We start from the raw sequence: 19,417 nt of genomic DNA on the forward strand, positions 1-19,417 counted from the left end.
CGCCCGCCCCATGCAAGGCCCCCGCACCTCCTCGAACGCGAACGCGCCAGCGCGCGGGCGCAAGCGCTCGTGCAGCCTGCGCGGGCGATGGCTCTCCGCGTTCGCCGTACTGGCCATCACCACGCTGGTGCTGGCCGCCGTGGCGATGGTGGCGCTGTTCAACGCCAAGGCCGCGATCCAGGGCTTCGATGAGCGCATCCTGCCGTCGGTGGCGAAGTCGCTCGCGCTGTCGGAGCGCGTCACGCACCTGGCGGCGGCAGCGCCGTACGTGGCGGAAATGTCGATATCGGCGCGGCTCAACCAGGAAAAGGCCGATCTGCTGAAGCGACAGGAGGAGGTGCGCGTGCTCGCGGCGCAACTGCCGCCGGCGAGCGGCGCGGCCACCGGTGTGCCGAAGGTGCTGAGCGCCATGCAGGTGGTGCTGGACGATCTGATCGAGTTCAAGCGCCTGGACCTCGCGCTGCGGGAAGAAGGCCGCGGGCGCATTCACGCGCTGAGCCAGATGGAGCACCGCATCGCCGATCTGCCCGAGCGTTCCAGGTTCGTTGCAGACCACACGCTGCATCTGCTGCGGGTTGCCTTGTACGCCCACAACACGCTCGACCTGGACGAGGCCGAGCGGGTCTATCTCGCCTACGCCGGCTCAGCCAACGCCTTGCGCATCGATGCGGCGATCCGCGCCCAGATCGCCGCGCAGGCCGACAGCATCTTCGCGCTGCGCAGGCAGCACCTCGCGCTGCGCGATCGCAAGACCCTGCTGCTGACCTCCACGCGCGTGCTCTCGGAAGAGCTCACGCGCTCGGTCGACCGCCATGTGGCGGCGCTCAGCGCCGAGGTGTCCTCGCGCGAACATTCGGTGGGCCTGATCGTGCGCTCGGGGCTGATCGCGGTCACGCTCGCGCTGCTGGTCGCGGCCGCCGCGCTGGTGCTCGGGTACTGGAGCCTGCGCGAATCGCTGCGCGACCTCACGCGGGTCACCTCCGCCATCACCGAGCTGTCGCACGGCAACGCCAGCGCGCCGCCCGATGTCTCACGGCGCGACGACGAGGTCGGTGCGCTCGTCGGTGCATTCAACGTGTTCCGCGACAACACGCTGTCGATGCGGCGGATGGGTGCGGACATTTCGGAGCAACGACGCCTGCTGCGCACGGTGCTCGACAGCATCGACGACGGCCTGGGCGCGTTCGACGCCGAAGGCCGCCTGGTGGCCTGGAACCCGCGCTTCGCCGCGCTGCTGCGCCTGCCCGCGCAGGCGATCCATACCGGCGCGACGCTCGACACGCTGCGCGCGGCGCTGCCGGCGCTGGCCGACGGCCGCCCCGCCGTCGACCTGCTGGGGCCGCCCGATGCACAGCGGCGGCGCGACGACTACCTGCTCGACAACGGCCAGGTGCTGGCCGTGCGCAACCACCCCATGCCGGCGGGCGGCTTCGTCACGCTGTACAGCGACCAGAGCGAGAGCCGCGCGCTCGAACGGCAAGTGCGGCAGGCGCAGAAGATGGAAGTGCTGGGCCAGCTCACGGGCGGCGTCGCGCACGACTTCAACAACCTGCTGGCGGCGATCTTCAGCAACCTGCAGCTGCTGCAGTCGCGCGACGACCTGTCGCCCGACATGCGCCGGATCGTGGACCGGGCGTTCCGGGCCTCGGAGCGCGGCGCCGTGCTCACGACGCGCCTGCTGGCCTTTGCCCGCCGCCAGACGCTGCGCGCCGAAGTGATCGATGTCGACCAGATGCTGGCTGGACTGCAGGACCTGATCGAGTACTCGCTCGGCCAGGGCATCCGCGTCGAGCTCGACCTGCAGGCCGACGGCGGGCAGCTCGAGAACGCGATCCTCAACCTGGCGCTGAACGGGGGCGCGGCGATGCCGCGCGGCGGCGTGCTCACGCTGCACAGCGCGTGGCACGCGGCGGCGGCTGCGGCGCATGGCGTGAACGGCGCGCAGGGCAGCCCCGGCCCGGTGGTCGAGATCCGCATCAGCGACACGGGCCACGGCATGCCGCCGCACGTGCTGGAGCACATCTTCGAGCCCTTCTTCTCGACCAAGGAGAACGAAGGCAGCGGATTGGGCCTGAGCATCGTCTACGGCTTCGTCAAGCAGTCGGGCGGCGACCTGCGCGTGCGCAGCACCGTCGGCCAGGGCACCGCGTTCACCCTGGTGCTGCCCGAGGCCGCGCCGTCGGCCGCGCCGGCCTGCGCACCGCCACCGCCCGCGCTGTCGCTCGATGCGCTGCAGGTGCTGCTGGTGGACGACGACACCGACGTGCGCGACGCCACCTTCGAATTTTTCAAGGAGCACGGTGCGCGGGTGCAGGCGGTGGCGTAGGCCCCCCCCCCCCCCCACGCCACCGCCGCGCTCGAACGCCAGGCCTTCGACCTGGTGCTGTCGGACGTCAGCCTGGGGCCCGGCGGCGACGGCCTGCAGCTGATGCGCGACGTGCAGCGCCTCTACCCGCGCACTGCCGTGGTGTTGATCTCGGGCCTGCCCTCCGACCTGCTCGCGCACCGCTACGCCGTGCCGCCGCGCACGCGGATCCTGCGCAAGCCCTTCCTCACGGCCGACCTGGTGCGGGCCATTGCGCAGGCCCTGGCCCACCACCGCACCGACGCACCAGCGACCACGGCCCACGCGGCCTGAGTTCCCCAAGCGGGCGCCCCCGGCCGCGGGCGTCCGCATGCGCAGAACACTTGTTTGCATTGCGCGTGTTTCTTTGCGCTTTTGCATTGTTTACTTTTTATTTACAGAGCTACGCCCCAATAGGTCTTGAGCGCCGACCGTTCGCCTGCCGCGAATCCGGACGGCCCGGCAACCGCCACAAGACACAGACAAAGGGGAGTGCTCGATGCCAGGACGAGGGACACGCAGGAAGACCGCACGGGGCGCCGCCGCGCCGCATCCGCGATGAGGAGCGCCATCAAGCCGCAAGGCGTGCGCCGCAACCCCGCGCCGGAGATCGAGCACAGCTTCATGCACCATCCGCAGACCGGTCCGGTGCCTTCGGGCCAGCGTGGCTTCCTGCACAGCCTGCAGCACGGCAGCCCGTCACCGGCCTGTGATGTTCAGCACCATCGGAGAGCTGCTGTCCACCTTGAGCCGCGGCAGCCGCTTCGACCTGCTGCTGGCCGCGCCCGATGCCATGGGCAGCGAAAGCCTGCTCACCGTGTGCTGGGTGCTGGGCATGCCCGCGCTGCCCATCACCGCGCAGGGCGAACCTGACGTCGTCGCACTGCCTTCCTATTTCGACGACATGCCCCTGCTGGGCAGCGGCACCAACTTCGACTTGCGCCGCATCTCGAACGAGGCGCTGGTGCAGCACATGCACACGCTCTACACGGAGCAGGACACGAGCGCCGCCACGCGACAGGCCCCCTCCACGGACCGTTGGACCTGGGGCGAGTACCGCTTCGTCGACGGCAACAACACGGTGCTGCACCGCGACCGCGAAATCGCGCTCCAGCCGCGGCAGTTTTCCTTCGCACTCGAGCTGTTCCGCAACCTCGGCAACGTGCTGACGCGCTCCTGGCTCATGAGTTCGGTGTGGAAGCTCCCGCCCGAACGCCCCGTCACGCGCTCGCTCGACGCCTGCGCCACGAACGTGCGGCGCAAGCTGTCGCTGCAGCGCGAAAACGGGTACGTGCTGCGCGCGGTCTACGGACAGGGCTACCAGCTGGTGCCTGTCTCCTCGCCTGCGCCGTCGTATCGCATGTGAGATCCGGGGTGCGAACGCACCCTCGCGCATCAAGAGAAAAAAGCGACCGCTTCGAACGGTCGCTTTTCTTTTGGGGAGTGCAACTTCTTGCGGGTCCGAGGTCTGCGCAGAAGATCGCAAGACCGCCCAAGCTCAGGGCCGCGGCGTCCCGCCCTCGCGCTGCCGCATGCGCCACTCTCCGACGAAGTAGTCGGCGCGAAACTTCAGCCGTTCGATCACGGCTTCGCGGGTCGGCTGCTGCGCAATGACCAGCACGCACCGCGGCTCGTTGCCCTCGCGAAGTTCCGCCTTGCCCGAACAGGCGCCTTCGGCGGATTGCTGCAGTTCGAACCAGCAACTCCACCCTTCGGGCAGATCGAGATCGATGCGTGTGGCGGTCATGGCGACCGGAGGATAAGTCGGCGCGGCGCATCCACTCAATACCCTGGCATTGACCCTGCGGGCCATGGGTGGGATGCCGCAGTCACCGGGCGCAATGTCGGCGTCGACCGACATCGCCGCGCGCCGTCTGTCCTCAAGCCCGCCCCGTCGCGCGATCTAGGCTGATGGCCACGAGACGAAAGCGCCGCGCCGTGCACGACGCACGCTGCCCTCTCTTTCAAACACTCCCGACCCCGCACGACCACCCCAAGGACATCAGCCCGTTGACGACCGCCACCGCCCCCGTTCCCGCCGGCCTTCCCAGCACCCACTCGCCAGGCCCGACGCCGCACCGCTGGCAGTTCATCCGTGCGGGCGGCGTGGACCAGGTGGTGTTTCGCAACGGCGAGGACATCGCACGCATCGCCGAGCTCGACCAGAAACTGTGGGTCGCACTCGCCTGCCCCACGCGCGGCATCGACTTCGATGCGCGCACGCTCGACCTCATCGACACCGACGGCGACGGCCGCGTGCGACCGCCCGAAGTCATCGCGGCCTGCCAGTGGGCCTGCGAGCGGCTGCGCAGCGCCGACGTGCTGCTCGCGGGCGGCGGCGCGCTGTCGCTGGACGACCTCGACGACACGCGTGCGCCGGGTGCCGACCTCTCGAAGGAAGGCCGACGCATCCTCGATCTGCTCGGCAAGCAGGACACGCACACGCTGACCCTCGCCGACATCGCCGACCGCGGCGAATGGCTGGCCGCGATGCGCTTCAACGGCGACGGCGTGGTCACGCCGGGCACGGCCGGCACCGACGACGCGCTGCGCGCCACCATCGAGGACGCGATGCGCACCCACGGCAGCACGCCCGACCGGCACGAACAGACGCCCGGCCTCGATCGCGCACGTGCCGAGGCCTTCATGGCCGAAGCGCAAGCGGTCCGCGACTGGCATGCGCAGGGTGACGCAGAGGCGCTGCTACCGCTGGGCAGACGCACACTGGCTGCGGCCGAGGCCCTGCGCGCGGTCGCGGCCAAGGTCGACGACTTCTTCGCGCGCTGCCGCGTGGCCGCCTATGACGTGCAGGCAGTGGTGGCACTCAACCCCTCGCCCGAGGCCTACGACGCGCTCGCGGGGCACACCTTCGATGCGAGCGTGCAGCCGGTGGCGGAGCTGCCGCTGGCGCCGGTGACGCCCCATCGCTCGTTGCCGCTGGGCGGTGCGAGCCTCAATCCTGCCTGGGCCGAGGCCATGGCCGCGTTCGCGCGCGACGCAGTGGCGCCGTTGCTCGGCGAACGCGACACGCTCGAAGAAGCCCAGTGGCAAGTGCTGCGCGAGCGGCTCGCGCCTTGCGACGCGTGGATCGCCGCGCGGCCTGACAACGCGCTCGCGGGCCTGCCGCGTGAACGCATCGACGCCCTGCTCGCGACACGCGACGCGTTGCTCGCACTCATTGCCGAAGACGAGGCCGCCGAGCACCACAACCGGCTGCTGACCGACCTCGAGAAGCTGCTGCGGCTGCAGCGCGACCTGCGCGTGCTGCTGCACAACTTCGTGTCGTTCAAGGCGTTCTACCGGCGCGAGGGCGCGATCTTCCAGGCGGGCACGCTCTACCTCGACGGGCGCAGCTGCGAGCTCACGGTGCAGGTGCAGGACACCGCGCGCCACGCCGCGCTGGCCGGCCTGGCCAAGACCTGCCTCGCGTACTGCGACTGCACGCGCCAGGGAGAAAAGATGAGCATCGTCGCCGCCTTCACGGCCGGCGACGTCGACTTTCTTTTCGCCGGACGCAACGGCGTGTTCTACGACCGCCAGGGCCGCGACTGGGACGCCACCGTCACCAAGCTGATCGAGAACCCCACGAGCGTGGCGCAGGCCTTCTTCGCGCCCTACAAGAAGTTCGTGCGGTTGATCGAGGAGCAGGTGGCGAAACGCGCGGCGGCCAGCGAGGCCGGCTCGCAGAGCGCGTTGCAGACGCTGGCCGGACGCGTCGCCACCGCTGATCAACCGACCGACGCAGCGGCCTCGCCAACGAAGACGCCGGCCAAGCCAGGGCCGATCCTGCCCACCGGCAGCCGCATCGACGTCGGCACCGTAGCCGCCATCGGCGTGGCACTGGGCAGCATCAGTGCCGTGCTGGTCGGCATCTTCGGCAAGTTCGTCGACCTGGGGCAATGGATTCCGGTGGCGCTCGTCGGCATCGTGATCGCGATCTCGGGACCGAGCATGCTGATCGCGTGGCTCAAGCTGCGCCAACGCAGCCTGGGCCCGATCCTCGATGCGAGCGGATGGGCCATCAACGGCCGCATGAAGGTCAACGTGCGCCTGGGCGGCATGCTGTCGCAGACGGCACGCGTGCCGCCGGGCGCCCAGCGCATCGCACCCGATCCGTACCGCCAGCGACATGGCCTCGCGGGCGCGCTGGCCGTCACCTGCGTGGTCGGCGCGGTGCTGCTGCTGGCGTGGCGCATGGACTGGCTCGACCCTCGGTTGCCGCCGCGGTTGCAGCATGATCGGGCGACTGCCACCACACCGGGCGCATGACACACATGACCATCGACTGGCACCTCGAACGCTTCGTGGCGGCGCAAGAGCCCGTGTACGCCCAGGTCTGCGCGGAACTCGCGGCGGGACGCAAGCGCACGCACTGGATGTGGTTCGTCTTTCCGCAACTGAAGGCGCTGGGCCGCAGTGCGACCGCGCAGTTCTTCGGCCTCGACGGTATCGCCGAAGCGACGGCGTACTGGCAGCACCCCGTGCTCGGTGAGCGACTGCGCCACTGCGCGGAGCTGGTGCGCGCCCTGCCCGGCACCGATGCGCATCAGGTCTTCGGCTCGCCGGACGACCTCAAGCTGCGCTCCTGCATGACGCTGTTCGAGATCGTGGCGCCTGAAGCCCCCGTGCTCGGCGATGTGCTGGCGCAGTACTTCAACGGCGCGCGGGACGACGCGACGATCGCGCTCATCCGAGCTGCGTGATCAGAACCGGCCCTGGCCGTCGCCCGTGCGGTCATGCGCCCAGCGAATGGCTTGCTGCTCGGCGTGGCGCAGCGCCTCGGCTTCGCTGCCGTACGCGACGTTGTCCGTGTCGGGCGGCAGGCGCTGCTCCGCGCCTTCGACGTCGCCGCCCCCATGGGCGCGGCAGAAGACCACGGGCCTAAAGGTCTGACCGTCCACCTGCTGCGCGGCGCACGAAAACCACCAGCCGAGGTAGCTGAAAGTGAGAAGGCGCTCGCCGACGCCGTCCGCAACTTCCGTCGCGGACGGCGCGCGGGGCATGGCGGGCGCGTGGCTGTCACCGGTCATGGTGGAAGGCATCCCGAGGGTGCCGGCCGGTCAGCCCTTGGCACTGCGGAATTGATCGCGCAGGCCCTTGATCTGGTCGTGGTTGGCCTGCGCACCGTCGGCCTGGCGCTGCACCAGCATGCGCACCTCGGCCGGCAGGTCGGCCTTGAGGGCCTTGCGGTAGCGCGCGAGTGCCGCGTCTTCGCCGCGCTCGCATTCCTCAAGCATCGACAGCGCGCTGTTCGCGCCGACCGCGCCCTTCACATGCACCCAGCCGCGATGCACCGCACCGCTGACCGTGCCGCCGTCGTCGGGTTTGCCGCCGAGCTGGCGGATGAGTGCGACGAGTTCGGATGCCGCGCTGGCGCATTGCGAAGCGCGGCTTTCGAACACCGGCTTCAGTTGCGCCGAGTCGACTTCCTTCGCGCAGGCGCGAAAGCCGTACTCGCCGTCGCGCGTGTTCTCCAGAAGGTCGTTCAGAACGTCGATCACCTGATCGTTGGACACCGCGTCCGCGGTGGTTGCCTGGGTATCGTTGGCCATGGGGGGTTGCTCCTTGAAGGCCGGTCGCCGAAGCGAGGGCCGGGTTGAGAAAGAAAGACTGCAATGAGCCTTCATGGTCGACACGGTGCGGGAAGCGCCCTGTCGTCTCGACCCGACGACGCGTGTAAGCCGTGTCCGAGGCCACGGCCGCGCGCCGCCATGCGCCGACAGCCTCAGGGGAATTGCGATGCCATGCGAGGCGGGCCTCGGCTGACGCGCTCGCACGCACCGCCGCGGCAGCATCGCCCCGACTGGAGGACACGCGCATGGAGCGACTCTTTGATTCCTTCGCCAACACCGTCGCACGCTGGACGGGCAGCCCGGCGGCCTTCCTGGTCTGCGTGGTCGTCGTCGTGGCCTGGGCGGTCGCGGGGCCGTTCTTCGGCTTTTCGGAAACGTGGCAGCTGGTGATCAACACCGGCACCACCATCGTCACCTTCCTCATGGTGTTCCTGATCCAGAACACGCAGAACCGCGACAGCGTCGCCCTGCAGACCAAGCTCGACGAACTGATCCGCACCTCCGACGCGGAAGACGACTTCATCGGCATCGAGCGGCTCACGGACAAGGAGCTGATCGCGCTGCACGCGCGCTGCGAGGCGGCGGCCAAGCAGAGCCAGGCGACGCTGGCGAAGACGCGGGCCGAACGCAGGCGCCGCGGGCATGACGACATCAACGGGGATCGGGCCGGATAGCGGGAGTGAGATTCCCCAAACACGGCGCCAGAATGCAAAAAGCCCGACCTCGGAAGGTCGGGCTTTTTGACTGAATTTGGTGGCCTGGGGCGGAATCGAACCACCGACACGCGGATTTTCAATCTGAACAAGTCGACATGTTTTTGTGTTGATCGATGGTGATACAGAAGGTAAATTTCTTTTAAATCAACAGCTTACATCGCCATCGGAAATTCCTCGCATAGATCAGTGTTGACCAAAATTGCTCTAGACTGCCTACATGATGCCTACACGGCATCATGTAGGCATCTATGACGACCAAACTGACTCTGACCGCTGCACGGGTAGAGAACCTACCCTGCGAGCCCGGCAAACAACAGACCATCCATTGGGACGCCAAGACCCCCGGGTTCGGCTTGCGGGTCACCGTGGCCGGTGCGCGCGCCTACGTCTTCGAGTCCCGCCTGTTCGGCAAGACGCTGCGCGTCACGATCGGCGATGCACGCGCCTGGGAACTGGGCCGTGCGCGCACGGAAGCTAGCCGCCTCAAGATGCTCGTGAATGAGGGCAAGGACCCCAGGGAGGTGAAGGCCGAGCAGCGCCTGGCCTTGGAGGCCCGCCGAGAAGAGGCCGCACGCCAGGATGTGCTCTTTGGTCAGGCGTGGGACGCCTACATCCAGGAGCGAAAGCCGTTTTGGAGCGAACGTCACTACAGCGACCACGTCCAGCACGCCTCGGAAGGCGGGGTGGCCAGGAAGCGGGGACAGGGCCTCACCCAGGCTGGTCCGCTGGCTGCGCTGCGCCCGCTGCGGCTACCGGACCTCACGGGAGCCCGCCTCGCGCAATGGCTCACGGCCGAGACCGCCACCCGCCCGACGATGACCGCCCTGTCGTTTCGACTGCTGCGAGGCTTCATTCGCTGGGCCAAGGACACGCCGGCCTACAAGGGGCTCATTCCCGCCGACAGTTATCAAACGCGCAGCGTGAAGGACGCCGTGCCGCGCGTGAAAGCCAAAGAGGGCGACTGCCTGCAGCGCGAACAGTTGGCCTCCTGGTTCACCAGCGTGCGCGAACTACCCAACCCGGTCATCAGCGCGTACCTACAAGGCCTGCTCCTCACTGGCGCCCGGCGCGAAGAGTTGGCGGCGCTGCGCTGGGAAGACGTGGATTTCCGCTGGCGCAGCCTGACGCTCAACGACAAAGTGGAAGGAACGGGAGGGCGGACCATCCCTCTCCCCCCTTATCTGTCCAGCCTGCTGCTCAAACTCAATCGGCTGAACGAAGTACCGCCGACTCGGCGACAAATCAGACGCCTCGAAGCACAAGGCCGCACCTGGAGCCCGTCACCCTGGGTTTTTCCAAGCCCGACCTCAGCAGATGGTAGGCTCGCCGAGCCGCGCAGTGCCCACACCAAGGCGCTCGAACAGGCCGACTTGCCGCACGTCACGCTGCACGGCCTGCGCCGATCGTTCGGCACATTGTCCGAATGGTGCGAGGCGCCGGCCGGTGCCATTGCGCAGATCCAGGGGCACAAGCCCAGCGCGATCGCCGAGAAGCACTACCGCCGCCGGCCACTGGACCTGCTGCGCAAGTGGCATGACCAGATTGAGGCTTGGATTTTGACCGAGGCCGGCGTCGCATTCACCGCCAGGCACGCACCCCAGACACCGAATGACCATGAAATCAACAAGCTTCACGATACAAGAGCTAAAGAAGCTGGACAGCTTTAACGCAACGATCACCGGTTTCTTGAAGCTTCCAAAGTGGACCGTCGCGACCGGTGCAATGTTGATCAGCGGAGTGCAACCTGTGCCGCCGGCTATCAGTGTCCCAGACGAAGCTTGTCAACTGTCGGATCCCATCTCTCCCGCCCGGCCTAGTCAGCTGCAAAGCGCTCGTTCCGTGATGAAGGATTGGTCCGAATGTCACGAGGACGAGGATGGCTGCAGTTCCGAAGTACCAACTGAGGAAGAGCCAATCTCCTTCCTAATTTGGTGCGAAGAAGAATACAGGGGCTCGCTACGTCGCCCGATGTTTCTAGATCACTTCCTCGTCCTCGCAGGATTTGAAAATGCGACTCCGGTGCAGCAAAACGTGGTAGCTCGCCTCCTCGAACTGGAACAGCATGCCGCCGTGGAACGAAATAGACACCCTTCGGTAGCTGAGGCTCAGTTGCCACAGGCTGACCTCCCGACGCCGGGGTTTTTTTCCAAACGCATGGTGAAGTTGGTTGAGGATGGCAAGATCAGATCGCCCATCGCTAGTGAGATCGCCAAGGCGCTCGACAGAACATCCTCGACTGGGCCTTGGCGGCCCCTACTTATTTGGCAGGAGTTGCTCGAGATGGCCGGAAGCGGGCGGTCCCCAGCGCTCAGACTCAAAGGCACCAACACAATCGAGATCCCCGGAGGATCGAAGCGTCCTTGGGGGCCGTTGACCTTAACCGCCCTTCAACAATGGCTCAACCGGAACGAGAAGCATCTCCGATCCGAAGCGAATACGTCAGATGACACTGACCGCTCATGAACGATCACGACCGTTCACGAACGCTCATGAGGACGTGCCCCGCAGTTCTTAGATTGAAACTGGCTCCACGCATCGGGATGGAGCCACGATGAACCGCGCAGTACGACGCTGACCATGTGACTCCTACCGGCGCGAAGTTTTTCTTCAACCCGTTCAGAAGGAGCCATCATGGCACTCGATATCCGCACGCAGCCTCCTCCATCGGATAACTTCCGCTTCACCACCGACCAGTTCGCCGCACAGCATCTGGTCGATGCGCAAACTGTCCGCAAGCGCCTGAGCAGCCACGGCTCGTATTTCGGCGTCAAGCCGCTGCGCCTGCCGAACCGCCGCCTGCTGTGGCCGGCCGATTCGATCGCCACGCTGATCGAGGAGAGCCAGCAATGAGCCACATGACTGCCACCATCGGGATTCAAGGCATCGATACGCTGATGACGTCGATCGACGCGCTCCAGCCCACGGCCGAACGTACCATCGCCGCCAAGTTCTCCGCGCTGTATTCCAACATCGAGCGAGCCCTCGCTCGCGGCGTGACGCAGCGCTCCATCTTGGAAGCGCTCGAGCACGAGGGCCTCAAGCTGCATCCGGCGAAGTTCAAGAAGCTGCTCGACGACGCGCGTGCTCAGCGCAACGAAAACGGGGAAGGGATTCGCTGCCCTTCCTGCGGTGGAGTCCAGATGACGCCGCCGGCGGAGACGGAAAGCCAACTCAAGGAAGGGAGCGAACAATGATCGCGCCCATCGTTGCACGTCCGCATCCCTTCGATGCGCTTCCCCACGATCTGGCATGTCTGGTTCAGGAAATCCAGGCCAAGGTGCAGGCCCCCCACGCCTTAGTTGCCATGTCCGTCCTGTCTGCCATTTCGCTGTCCTGTCAAGGTCTTGTCGATGTGCGACTGCCGTCGGGCCAACTGCGCCCTGTCGCGGTGAACTTCATGGGCATCGGGGAGACTGGCGAACGCAAGTCAGGAGTCGATGGCATCGTGTCGGCCCCGATCTATGCCCGTGACGAGGCGCGTGCGGCCAAATACAACCACGATCTCGACCAGTACATGTGCGATGTACGCGTCTGGCGAGCAAAGGGGCAAGTGCTCCAAAGCAAGCTCAAGAAGGCGGTGCACCAGGAAGAGCCGACAGATGAAATGGAACGACAGTTGGAAGCGCACGAGAAGAAGAAACCGCTCAAGCCGCGCTTGCGACAATTCATCCGCCAAGACATCTCCGAACGCGCGCTCATCGACGTACTAGAGGGCGATTGCGAGTCCATCGCACTCACAACAGATGAAGGCGAGGCGGTGCTTAAAGCGATGGAAAAGTTCAGCGTGCCTAACCGCAGCTGGGACGGAGCCAAGAGTATTGCGCTTGATCGCGGACACGGTGTGCACGTCGTCGCTCGCAATCCGCGGTTGACCCTGAGCATCATGGTCCAACCGGCCGTGCTCAAGGACTACCTGCGACGCCACGGCGACCTCGCCCGCGGCTCTGGCTTCTGGGCGCGCATGCTGGTGGGGGCTCCGCCCTCCACACAGGGATTTCGCTTCGTGTATTGGTACAACGAGCAGTGGGTCTACCTGCATGGCTTTCACGCTCGCAGCAAGGAGTTGCTCGAGGAATACGACCGACGCCTTGCTGACGGCCCCATCGAACGCGAAGTGCTGGAGTTTTCGCCCGACGCGGTGGTGCGCTGGATCGACATTTCGAACCAGATCGAGGCGATGTTGCAGCCGTTCGGTTACTTGAGCGACATCAAGGATTTCGCATCGAAGGCGATGGAGATCACGGGCCGTATCGCGGCGCTGCTTCACTTCTTCACCGGGCAGCAGGGGCCGATCGGTTTCGATGGATTGCAGCGCGCATTGTCGATCGTTGGCTGGCATATCGATGAGTTCAAGCGACTGTTCGGGCATCAGCCCGGCGTGACGCAAGTTCAGTCGGATGCCAAGGCGTTGGTGTTCTACCTCCACACGCACTTCTACCAAAGCGGCATTCTGACGGCCCCTCGCAACGCAGTCCTTCGTAACGGTCCGATCCGCCCGGTTGCCCGCTTCAACGAAGTCCTGGACTTCCTGGTCGCTTCCGGAAAGGTGTGGATCAGCTTGATTGGACGCCGCCGCTTCATCAATCCCGGCCCCAACTTCACTGCACCCTGAAGTGCCCGCGGGAAGTGGTTTTGGCCGTCTCTACTTCCAAGCAGTGCGATTCCATGCGATTCGTCGCATGGAATCGCATTGTTTACGGGGACTCGACAGCCCCGACTGCCCATTGAAGGGATCTCAGGGCCGAGCGGCCCTCGGCTCGCCTCAACAGCGGGCAGCAAACGGCCACACCGCCCCGATCGGCAGGGCTGCACGAACAGCACGTCGACCGCCCTGAATGAGGCTCTCATTCCGCTGGGCACATTCCGCCCTTCCAGTAAGACCATACGCGCTTCTCCTGAGCTGTATTCAAACGCGATAGCGATGGACATTTCCATCACGCGCAAGTGTTGCGCGAGCAGCTTGACAACCAAGCGCCTCGCGCTTTCGCGCGACGCCGCAAAGCCTTTACTTCGATAGAAATACGGTGATATCAGTCCGCCACATCTCCGCGCACCCTTGGCTCGCCCAGGGATCGCGCACCGCCAATGTGAGCGCACGAAATGCGCAGCACAGGACATGCACGGGGGGGGTGAAGTCAACATCGCGCCAGGCATCACGTCCTCGAAATCGGCTGGCCATTGCCTCACAAGGCATATCCGTCGAGCGTGATAACTTTTTATCGGTCAGATGTCATATTTATGGCACTAGATCCAAGGTGTCCCTGGATATCTTCGCTTCATAGAGGGAAAGAGGTTTCGGATTATCTCTTTATCTGTATCCAGATTATCCATTGCATCTCGTTCGAGACTGCCTGTATCTAGGTTGCCATCCGCCCGCCCGGCGAGGCCCCCTCGCAATCAAAGCTATTTCTAATGACTAAATGCGCAGCAGCACTATCATCGCGTCAGACTTCATCCGTGCTTAGCGACGAGCGAGCGTTAAGCATCAGCCTTTTTTGCCGCGAAACCGTCGACGGGAAGTCACGCCTTCGCATACCGCTTGGCTTTCAGACAGCCAAGCACATCGAGGACATTGTCGATCTCACCCGTGATCTGCTCGCATTGAGACCATCTCAATGCGCATCAGGCAGGTCTCCAGTGCAACGCTTTGGCACGCTGCTAGACCAGCGACTTCAACATGCGCTGTGGTTGAGGCCTGCACAACTAGAGGAGCATTTCCCCAAACATCGACTTCATCCCTACGTCGAGCTCTTCATGCGGTGCGCTGCCAAGGAGCGCCTGTTCGACTATAGGGCACCTGACAAAGCATTGAACGTGGCGCAGCACAAGGAGTACGCTGCAGCTAGGCAGCGCATGCTAGCGGCATTGCGCGCGAGAGCGCGCGATCCAGATTTTCGCAAGACAGTGAAAGCGCATCAAGACAAGGTGAGGCGCAACCTCACCTGCACTCGATGCTACACCGATGCGCAGTTCAATCGTCACTCGCGCCTTCTGGTGATTCGAGTCGATTGCATGTTCGTCGAAGGCTTTGCCCCAGCACATGACTGGACTCAAGCACGCGCCCACCGCGAGGCGCTGATTAAGTTCCTCAATCGCGATCTTCCCAAAGTGATTCAGTCGAAAAGAGACCGTGATGCCAAGAAGAAGTCCGAGCCGATTGCCGGATACGTCATCGGCACCGAGTATGGGATCGAAACAGGCTGGCACTTTCACGTCGCGCTGCTCTTGAACGGCGACAATCACCAAAATGATGTTGGCATTGCGTCAAGGATCTGCTGGACGTGGAAGAACGAGATCGCTGGTGGCTACGGTCGCTACTACAACTGCAATCTCGCTGCGAAGGAAGGCAGGTATGGAGACAAGGCAGGCGTGGGCATGGTTCATCGACACGATTTGGCCATGCGCGAAATTCTGAACAGCGTGGTGACGCGCTACGCTGTGAAGGGCTGCTACTACGCCGAGGCCCAGACGGGGAGCAAGGACCGCCTGCTGAACAAAGGAGGCTGGCCCAAGGCGAAGGATCCGAGTAGAGGTGGCCGTCCCGAGAACAGGCCGTCGATGCAGCAGGGACAGATAACGCATGTGTTTTCCGAGAAGAAGCGACGGTTTTTTCCGATACGGATGCCGATCGAAGCCCCCCAGCCATCGGTGAGTTGCTGATGCAAACCGGAAACTGCAACCTGGAGGACACGTGTTCGCACTCGTCGTGGTGACAGGAACACCTGTGATCGTGCTTCGGCCCGTCTACTCGTGCCCCACGAGCCCGCGCGCCTGAACTTCGCACTGCTGCCGGTGTCGTGGACCTTTGCCCCCGCGCCACGTCGCGCCAATGCCATCCTTGCACTTGACCTCCCGCTTGAACTCCCCGCGCTTTGACTCCTGATTGACTTCGCAAGGCCTAGCCCAACCGAATCAGCGCAACCCCAGCACGTGATCGGCAGACAGACGTCCCCCGCCACGCCCGACCAGATACAGCAGGAGCGCCGCCCAGGACAGATGGGTCGGCCACGCATCGGGATAGACAAAGACCTGGATCACCAGCGTCATGCCAAGCAGCGCGAGCGCGGACAGCCGCGTGAACAGGCCCAGCACCAGCAGCACCGGGAACAGGTGCTCCGCATAGGCCGCGAGGTGTGCCGCGATCTCGGGCGGTAAAAGCGGTAGCTTGTACTCGGTGCGGAAGAGTTCGTAGGCGCTGTCGGTCAGTGTCAGAAAGCCCTCAACCTTGGTGCGCCCTGACAGGAAGAAGATCGCCGCGATGCCGCCCCTCGTCGCCAGCGCGAGCAGGTCGTGTGGAAAGATACGCGTGAGCCGGTCGGCCCACCGGTTCCAGCGCGCGCGAAGCCCCTGGTCGTGGGTGACGGGCGTGGATGTACCGACATGCGAATTCATGATGCTCCTCCGGTCTGGGCAAAGGTGTGGGTATCGCCGGCGAATGCGCCAGCTCGCAGCAAGGTGGCGAAGAGCGCGGCAAGGTCCACAGCTGGTTCGACGGCTTGCGCACGCTCGGCCGCGTCGGCCAGCGAAAATCCCGCGGTACAAGCGTCAAGGAAGACGCAGCCGGCTTTCGGGATGGCGCGCCAAAACACTGTGTCCGCTGGCCGCGTCAGCAGTGCTCCTTCGCCTTGCCAGAAAAGCTCGCTGGACTCCGTCGCATCGGCATCGAACGAGTGATTCGCGCCCTGTCGGTTGCGCGACCAGATGGTGAAGACAGGCTGCGCATCGAACCATCCCCAGCGTGCCGACGGATGAGGCGGCACCTTCAGCCGAGCAATGGCCTCGGGATCGACAAGCGAGAGCCCGGTCGCATCGAGCACCGGTGCATCCTGCGCGGCATGGGACTCGCGCCACAGGGCGTCAAGCTGTGCCACGCCGGGCAAGTACGGGAGTTCCGCCGCCGGCTTGAAGTCGCGCAAAAAGTCGGCGAAACGCTCTCCGTAGGTCAGCATGCGCCCGTCGCGCGGCGCTTCGGCGGCCACATGCACTGCAGCGGCGGCCCGGAACCAATCGCGGCCAACCAGCCGCACCACCGCGGGGAAATTCGCTTCGAGTGCATCAATGCACCCCTTCATCACGGTGTTGCGGTAGACCGCGAAGGCAGGCTGTTCCACCAGATGCCGCGAGCGCGGGTCCACCCGCTCTCGGGGCGCGAAAAGTGCATCGGCAAAGGCCGCCTGGAACTGTGCATGAGACGTGTTCATGCCGCAACCTCCATGGTCGCGCGCTGCAGTTCGGCGGCGGCCTGGTCGCACTCATCCATCAGCTCACTAAAGGCCGGCAGATTGCCATCCCGCTCGATCAGTGTGGGACGAGACCCCGCGCGCTCGATGAAGCGGCGATAGAGCTGCCAGACTACCGGTGCGATGGGTGCATCGTGCGAGTCGATCAACAAGGCCTCGCCCATCGCCGGGTCACTTGAATGACCCGCGAGATGTATCTCGCTCACCAGCGCCTGCGGGAAGCAGTCGAGCCAGTCTTGCGCCGAATATTCGAGGTTGCATGCGGAGACATGCACGTTGTTGATGTCGAGCAGCAGCGTGCAGCCTGTGCGCCGCGCCAACTCCGCGAGGAAATCGACCTCGCCCCACGAGTGATCCTCGATGCGCAGGTAGTGGGACGGGTTCTCGATGGCGATGGTGGCGCGCAATGCCTCCTGCGTGCGTGCAATGTTTTCGGCGATGCGGTGCAGCGCTTGCGTGCTGCGCACGAAGGGCAGGAGATCAGGAAAGTACTGGCCGTTCCATGTCGACCAGGCCAGGTGTTCTGAAATCAGTGCAGGCTGGACCCGCCGTGCGAGTGCGGCCAGTCGCTGCAGGTGCGCCGGGTCCGGCGGCGCATCGCCAGCGAGCGAGAGCGACACCCCATGCAGCGACACCGGGTGGCAGGCCCGAATGGCCTCCAGCCATCCGAGCCGCGGACCGCCATCCACCATGTAGTTCTCCGGATGCACTTCGAACCACAGGCCTTCGGCTTGAGCCGATAACGCATCGTCGTAGTGCTCGGGCTTGAGACCGAGCCCGGCAGTGAGCGTGGTGTGCATGGCGGCGACCCGCTGTGATCAGGACTTGATGGCCGTCAGCGAGCCCATGCCCTTCGGAGTCTTGATGGTGGTGCAAGTCCCAGCCGGCACGTTCTTCCAGGCGTTACCCTGGTAGTCGACTTTCGACGTGCCGGCGCAGGTGGTGCCGGGGCCGGCAGCGCAGTCGTTCTTGCCAGCCATCGAGACGCCATAGCACTTCTCCATCTTGGCCATCTTGTCGGCCATCGGTTTGTCTTGAGCCATGGCAGCGCCGGCGGTCAGCGCGCCCAGCGCAAGGGCGGTGATGACGAGGGGGCGATTGATCATGAGTGAACTCCGAAGGTTGGTTGAGGGGAAACCACGCCGGAAAGCGTGGTCACTTGCTATTTCGTGGCCTGCGACGCAGCGGTTACAGCAACCGGCACAATCGTCTCGAGCTATTTTTTTCGAGCTGCCTGTAACCAGTCGAGCCGATATGACGAATAGCAAGGAGAGGAGACGATTTGAAGAGTGATGCGGAAGCAGTGCTGCACGATCTGTTCGTGCGCAGCCTCGATGGTGATGCTGCCGCCTACCAGGCGTTTCTGCAAAAGCTCAGCGCGCACCTGCGCGCCTTTCTGGGCAAGCGTCTCTTTGGCTGGCCCGATGAAGTGGAAGACCTCGTCCAGGAATGTCTGCTCGCCGTGCACAACCAGCGCCACACCTATCAGAGCGACCAGCCGCTGACGGCCTGGGTGCATGCCATTGCGCGCTACAAGATGATCGACTTGCTGCGCGCCAAGTCGGTCCGCGAAGACCTGCATGACCCGCTGGACGACGACCTGGCCGTGTTCGCCGCGTCGGCCACCGAGGCCAGCGACGCGAAGCGCGACCTCGGCGGATTGCTGCAGACCCTGCCCGAACGCCAGCGCCTGCCCATCGTGCACGTGAAGATCGAAGGCCTCTCGGTGGCCGAGACGGCCAGCCTCACGGGCATGTCGGAGTCGGCGGTGAAGGTCGGCATTCATCGCGGTCTCAAGGCCCTGGCTGCCAGATTCAGGAGCGGCGCATGAAAACAGACGATCTCGTGACCATGCTCGCCACTGGCAGCACGGCCGTGCGTCGGCGTACCCCGAGCCGGCGCATCGGTTTGGCGCTACTGGCCGGGATAGCGCTTTCGTTGCTGATCTTGTTCACCGGCTATGGAGTGCGCGACGACCTGAGGCAGGTGATCGCACTGCCGATGTTCTGGGTCAAGCTGCTCTTTCCTCTGTGCGTCGCCGTCTGGGCTTTTGTGTCTGTGCAACGCCTCGCGCGGCCAGGCGTCAAGGTGCGGCGGGCCTGGATGGGTTTGGCGGCACCGGTGCTTGCGGTCTGGGCGATGGCCATCATGGCCTGGTTCTCCGCGCCGATGGCAGACCGGATGCCCTCTTTGCTGGGCCAGTCGTGGCGTACCTGCGCGCTGAGCATCGGCCTCATGGCGCTGCCGGTCCTTGCGGCGGCGCTGTTGGCGCTGCGAGGATTGGCGCCCACTCGACCCGCACTTGCCGGCGCCGCGGCGGGGGCGTTGGCGGGTGGTATGGGGGCCGCAGTCTACGCAATGCATTGCGTTGAGCTCACCTCACCATTTCTTGCCGTCTGGTATGTGATCGGCATGATGGTGCCCGTGATTGCAGGAGCCGCATTGGGACAGCGGCTTCTGCGCTGGTAGCGAGTGCTGAGGGCCCGGCGGCCTGCGGCAAGAAGAGCGTATATGCGCCCATGACTGCAATGTGCGAAATGTCCG

The 19,417-nt window shown here is 65.0% G+C and carries 20 protein-coding genes and 1 pseudogene; 14 read left to right on the forward strand and 7 right to left on the reverse strand.

The annotated features are described in order from the left end of the window. From AC07Y4_RS21520 to AC07Y4_RS21530, 3 genes and pseudogenes are all read left to right on the forward strand, one after another. A partial coding sequence (locus tag AC07Y4_RS21520) for an ATP-binding protein (protein WP_495275024.1) occupies positions 1-2,326 on the forward strand: 2,326 nt, incomplete at its 5' end. 27 nt (positions 2,327-2,353) lie between these two features. Then, a pseudogene (locus tag AC07Y4_RS21525) lies at positions 2,354-2,638 on the forward strand (response regulator); the annotation flags it as partial. A 418-nt stretch (positions 2,639-3,056) separates the two neighbouring features. After that, positions 3,057-3,710 (forward strand): winged helix-turn-helix domain-containing protein, encoded by a 654-nt coding sequence (locus tag AC07Y4_RS21530; RefSeq protein ID WP_492733702.1) that lies wholly within the window; start codon positions 3,057-3,059, stop codon positions 3,708-3,710. 132 nt (positions 3,711-3,842) lie between these two features. On the opposite strand, the gene AC07Y4_RS21535 is transcribed toward AC07Y4_RS21530, so the two are convergent. Beyond that, positions 3,843-4,205, reverse strand: coding sequence for a hypothetical protein (locus AC07Y4_RS21535; protein WP_495275025.1), 363 nt, complete (start codon positions 4,203-4,205; stop codon positions 3,843-3,845). A gap of 149 nt (positions 4,206-4,354) precedes the next feature. Between AC07Y4_RS21535 and AC07Y4_RS21540 the strand changes: the two genes are divergently transcribed. Continuing rightward, a complete protein-coding gene (locus tag AC07Y4_RS21540) occupies positions 4,355-6,613 on the forward strand; it encodes a hypothetical protein (RefSeq protein WP_495275026.1) in 2,259 nt (752 codons plus the stop codon). Then, entirely contained in the window at positions 6,610-7,047 is a 438-nt protein-coding gene (locus AC07Y4_RS21545; RefSeq protein ID WP_495275027.1) for a DUF1810 domain-containing protein, read from the forward strand. Before AC07Y4_RS21540 ends, AC07Y4_RS21545 begins: the two co-directional genes overlap by 4 nt. Here AC07Y4_RS21545 and AC07Y4_RS21550 read toward each other — a convergent pair whose 3' ends face one another. Together AC07Y4_RS21550 and AC07Y4_RS21555 are read right to left on the reverse strand one after the other, a co-directional pair. Continuing rightward, the gene (locus AC07Y4_RS21550; protein ID WP_495275028.1) at positions 7,048-7,374 is read right to left on the reverse strand and encodes a hypothetical protein; all 327 of its coding nucleotides are present in this window, start codon (positions 7,372-7,374) and stop codon (positions 7,048-7,050) included. A gap of 30 nt (positions 7,375-7,404) precedes the next feature. After that, positions 7,405-7,896, reverse strand: coding sequence for a ferritin-like domain-containing protein (locus tag AC07Y4_RS21555; RefSeq protein ID WP_095949439.1), 492 nt, complete (start codon positions 7,894-7,896; stop codon positions 7,405-7,407). A gap of 266 nt (positions 7,897-8,162) precedes the next feature. Here AC07Y4_RS21555 and AC07Y4_RS21560 point away from each other — a divergent pair, with 266 nt between their 5' ends. The 7 genes from AC07Y4_RS21560 (at position 8,163) to AC07Y4_RS21590 (ending at position 15,293) form a co-directional block, all read left to right on the forward strand. Continuing rightward, positions 8,163-8,591 (forward strand): low affinity iron permease family protein, encoded by a 429-nt coding sequence (locus AC07Y4_RS21560; protein ID WP_095743449.1) that lies wholly within the window; start codon positions 8,163-8,165, stop codon positions 8,589-8,591. A 290-nt stretch (positions 8,592-8,881) separates the two neighbouring features. After that, a complete protein-coding gene (locus tag AC07Y4_RS21565; protein ID WP_495275029.1) occupies positions 8,882-10,300 on the forward strand; it encodes a tyrosine-type recombinase/integrase in 1,419 nt (472 codons plus the stop codon). Beyond that, complete coding sequence (locus AC07Y4_RS21570) at positions 10,248-11,096, forward strand: hypothetical protein (RefSeq protein ID WP_495275030.1); 849 nt, start codon at positions 10,248-10,250, stop codon at positions 11,094-11,096. Before AC07Y4_RS21565 ends, AC07Y4_RS21570 begins: the two co-directional genes overlap by 53 nt. A gap of 168 nt (positions 11,097-11,264) precedes the next feature. Next, entirely contained in the window at positions 11,265-11,483 is a 219-nt protein-coding gene (locus AC07Y4_RS21575) for a DNA-binding protein (RefSeq protein WP_495275031.1), read from the forward strand. After that, on the forward strand, positions 11,480-11,827 hold the full coding sequence (locus tag AC07Y4_RS21580; RefSeq protein ID WP_495275032.1) for a hypothetical protein: 348 nt from the start codon (positions 11,480-11,482) through the stop codon (positions 11,825-11,827). Before AC07Y4_RS21575 ends, AC07Y4_RS21580 begins: the two co-directional genes overlap by 4 nt. After that, positions 11,824-13,245 carry a YfjI family protein gene (locus tag AC07Y4_RS21585; protein WP_495275033.1) on the forward strand — a complete coding sequence of 474 codons (1,422 nt, stop codon included), beginning with the start codon at positions 11,824-11,826 and terminating at the stop codon, positions 13,243-13,245. The genes AC07Y4_RS21580 and AC07Y4_RS21585 overlap by 4 nt, the downstream gene beginning before the upstream one ends. A gap of 845 nt (positions 13,246-14,090) precedes the next feature. Then, positions 14,091-15,293 carry a YagK/YfjJ domain-containing protein gene (locus tag AC07Y4_RS21590; RefSeq protein WP_495275034.1) on the forward strand — a complete coding sequence of 401 codons (1,203 nt, stop codon included), beginning with the start codon at positions 14,091-14,093 and terminating at the stop codon, positions 15,291-15,293. 252 nt (positions 15,294-15,545) lie between these two features. Here AC07Y4_RS21590 and AC07Y4_RS21595 read toward each other — a convergent pair whose 3' ends face one another. The 4 genes from AC07Y4_RS21595 to AC07Y4_RS21610 are packed head-to-tail and all read right to left on the reverse strand — an operon-like array spanning position 15,546 to position 17,979. Beyond that, positions 15,546-16,025, reverse strand: coding sequence for a DoxX family protein (locus tag AC07Y4_RS21595; protein WP_495275035.1), 480 nt, complete (start codon positions 16,023-16,025; stop codon positions 15,546-15,548). Beyond that, positions 16,022-16,834 (reverse strand): HvfC/BufC family peptide modification chaperone, encoded by an 813-nt coding sequence (locus AC07Y4_RS21600; protein ID WP_495275036.1) that lies wholly within the window; start codon positions 16,832-16,834, stop codon positions 16,022-16,024. Before AC07Y4_RS21600 ends, AC07Y4_RS21595 begins: the two co-directional genes overlap by 4 nt. Beyond that, positions 16,831-17,673, reverse strand: coding sequence for an MNIO family bufferin maturase (gene bufB / locus AC07Y4_RS21605; RefSeq protein ID WP_495275037.1), 843 nt, complete (start codon positions 17,671-17,673; stop codon positions 16,831-16,833). Before bufB ends, AC07Y4_RS21600 begins: the two co-directional genes overlap by 4 nt. 18 nt (positions 17,674-17,691) lie before the next feature. Continuing rightward, positions 17,692-17,979 carry a BufA1 family periplasmic bufferin-type metallophore gene (locus tag AC07Y4_RS21610; RefSeq protein ID WP_095743831.1) on the reverse strand — a complete coding sequence of 96 codons (288 nt, stop codon included), beginning with the start codon at positions 17,977-17,979 and terminating at the stop codon, positions 17,692-17,694. Positions 17,980-18,155: 176 nt separating this feature from the next. Here AC07Y4_RS21610 and AC07Y4_RS21615 point away from each other — a divergent pair, with 176 nt between their 5' ends. Both AC07Y4_RS21615 and AC07Y4_RS21620 read left to right on the forward strand, forming a co-directional pair. Beyond that, entirely contained in the window at positions 18,156-18,704 is a 549-nt protein-coding gene (locus AC07Y4_RS21615; RefSeq protein WP_495275038.1) for a sigma-70 family RNA polymerase sigma factor, read from the forward strand. Continuing rightward, positions 18,701-19,342, forward strand: coding sequence for a DUF1109 domain-containing protein (locus AC07Y4_RS21620; protein WP_095950940.1), 642 nt, complete (start codon positions 18,701-18,703; stop codon positions 19,340-19,342). The genes AC07Y4_RS21615 and AC07Y4_RS21620 overlap by 4 nt, the downstream gene beginning before the upstream one ends. Positions 19,343-19,417 lie beyond the last annotated feature (75 nt).

The organism is Variovorax sp. GW460-12-1-14-LB1, assembly GCF_059423605.1.

Coding starts and splice junctions, on each gene's coding strand:
- AC07Y4_RS21530 (WP_492733702.1), top strand. CDS start 3,057: ATGTTCAGCACCATCGGAGAGCTGCTGTCCACCTTGAGCCGCGGCAGC.
- AC07Y4_RS21535 (WP_495275025.1), bottom strand. CDS start 4,205: ATGTCGGTCGACGCCGACATTGCGCCCGGTGACTGCGGCATCCCACCC.
- AC07Y4_RS21545 (WP_495275027.1), top strand. CDS start 6,610: ATGACACACATGACCATCGACTGGCACCTCGAACGCTTCGTGGCGGCG.
- AC07Y4_RS21550 (WP_495275028.1), bottom strand. CDS start 7,374: ATGACCGGTGACAGCCACGCGCCCGCCATGCCCCGCGCGCCGTCCGCG.
- AC07Y4_RS21555 (WP_095949439.1), bottom strand. CDS start 7,896: ATGGCCAACGATACCCAGGCAACCACCGCGGACGCGGTGTCCAACGAT.
- AC07Y4_RS21560 (WP_095743449.1), top strand. CDS start 8,163: ATGGAGCGACTCTTTGATTCCTTCGCCAACACCGTCGCACGCTGGACG.
- AC07Y4_RS21565 (WP_495275029.1), top strand. CDS start 8,882: ATGACGACCAAACTGACTCTGACCGCTGCACGGGTAGAGAACCTACCC.
- AC07Y4_RS21570 (WP_495275030.1), top strand. CDS start 10,248: ATGAAATCAACAAGCTTCACGATACAAGAGCTAAAGAAGCTGGACAGC.
- AC07Y4_RS21575 (WP_495275031.1), top strand. CDS start 11,265: ATGGCACTCGATATCCGCACGCAGCCTCCTCCATCGGATAACTTCCGC.
- AC07Y4_RS21580 (WP_495275032.1), top strand. CDS start 11,480: ATGAGCCACATGACTGCCACCATCGGGATTCAAGGCATCGATACGCTG.
- AC07Y4_RS21585 (WP_495275033.1), top strand. CDS start 11,824: ATGATCGCGCCCATCGTTGCACGTCCGCATCCCTTCGATGCGCTTCCC.
- AC07Y4_RS21595 (WP_495275035.1), bottom strand. CDS start 16,025: ATGAATTCGCATGTCGGTACATCCACGCCCGTCACCCACGACCAGGGG.
- AC07Y4_RS21600 (WP_495275036.1), bottom strand. CDS start 16,834: ATGAACACGTCTCATGCACAGTTCCAGGCGGCCTTTGCCGATGCACTT.
- bufB (WP_495275037.1), bottom strand. CDS start 17,673: ATGCACACCACGCTCACTGCCGGGCTCGGTCTCAAGCCCGAGCACTAC.
- AC07Y4_RS21610 (WP_095743831.1), bottom strand. CDS start 17,979: ATGATCAATCGCCCCCTCGTCATCACCGCCCTTGCGCTGGGCGCGCTG.
- AC07Y4_RS21620 (WP_095950940.1), top strand. CDS start 18,701: ATGAAAACAGACGATCTCGTGACCATGCTCGCCACTGGCAGCACGGCC.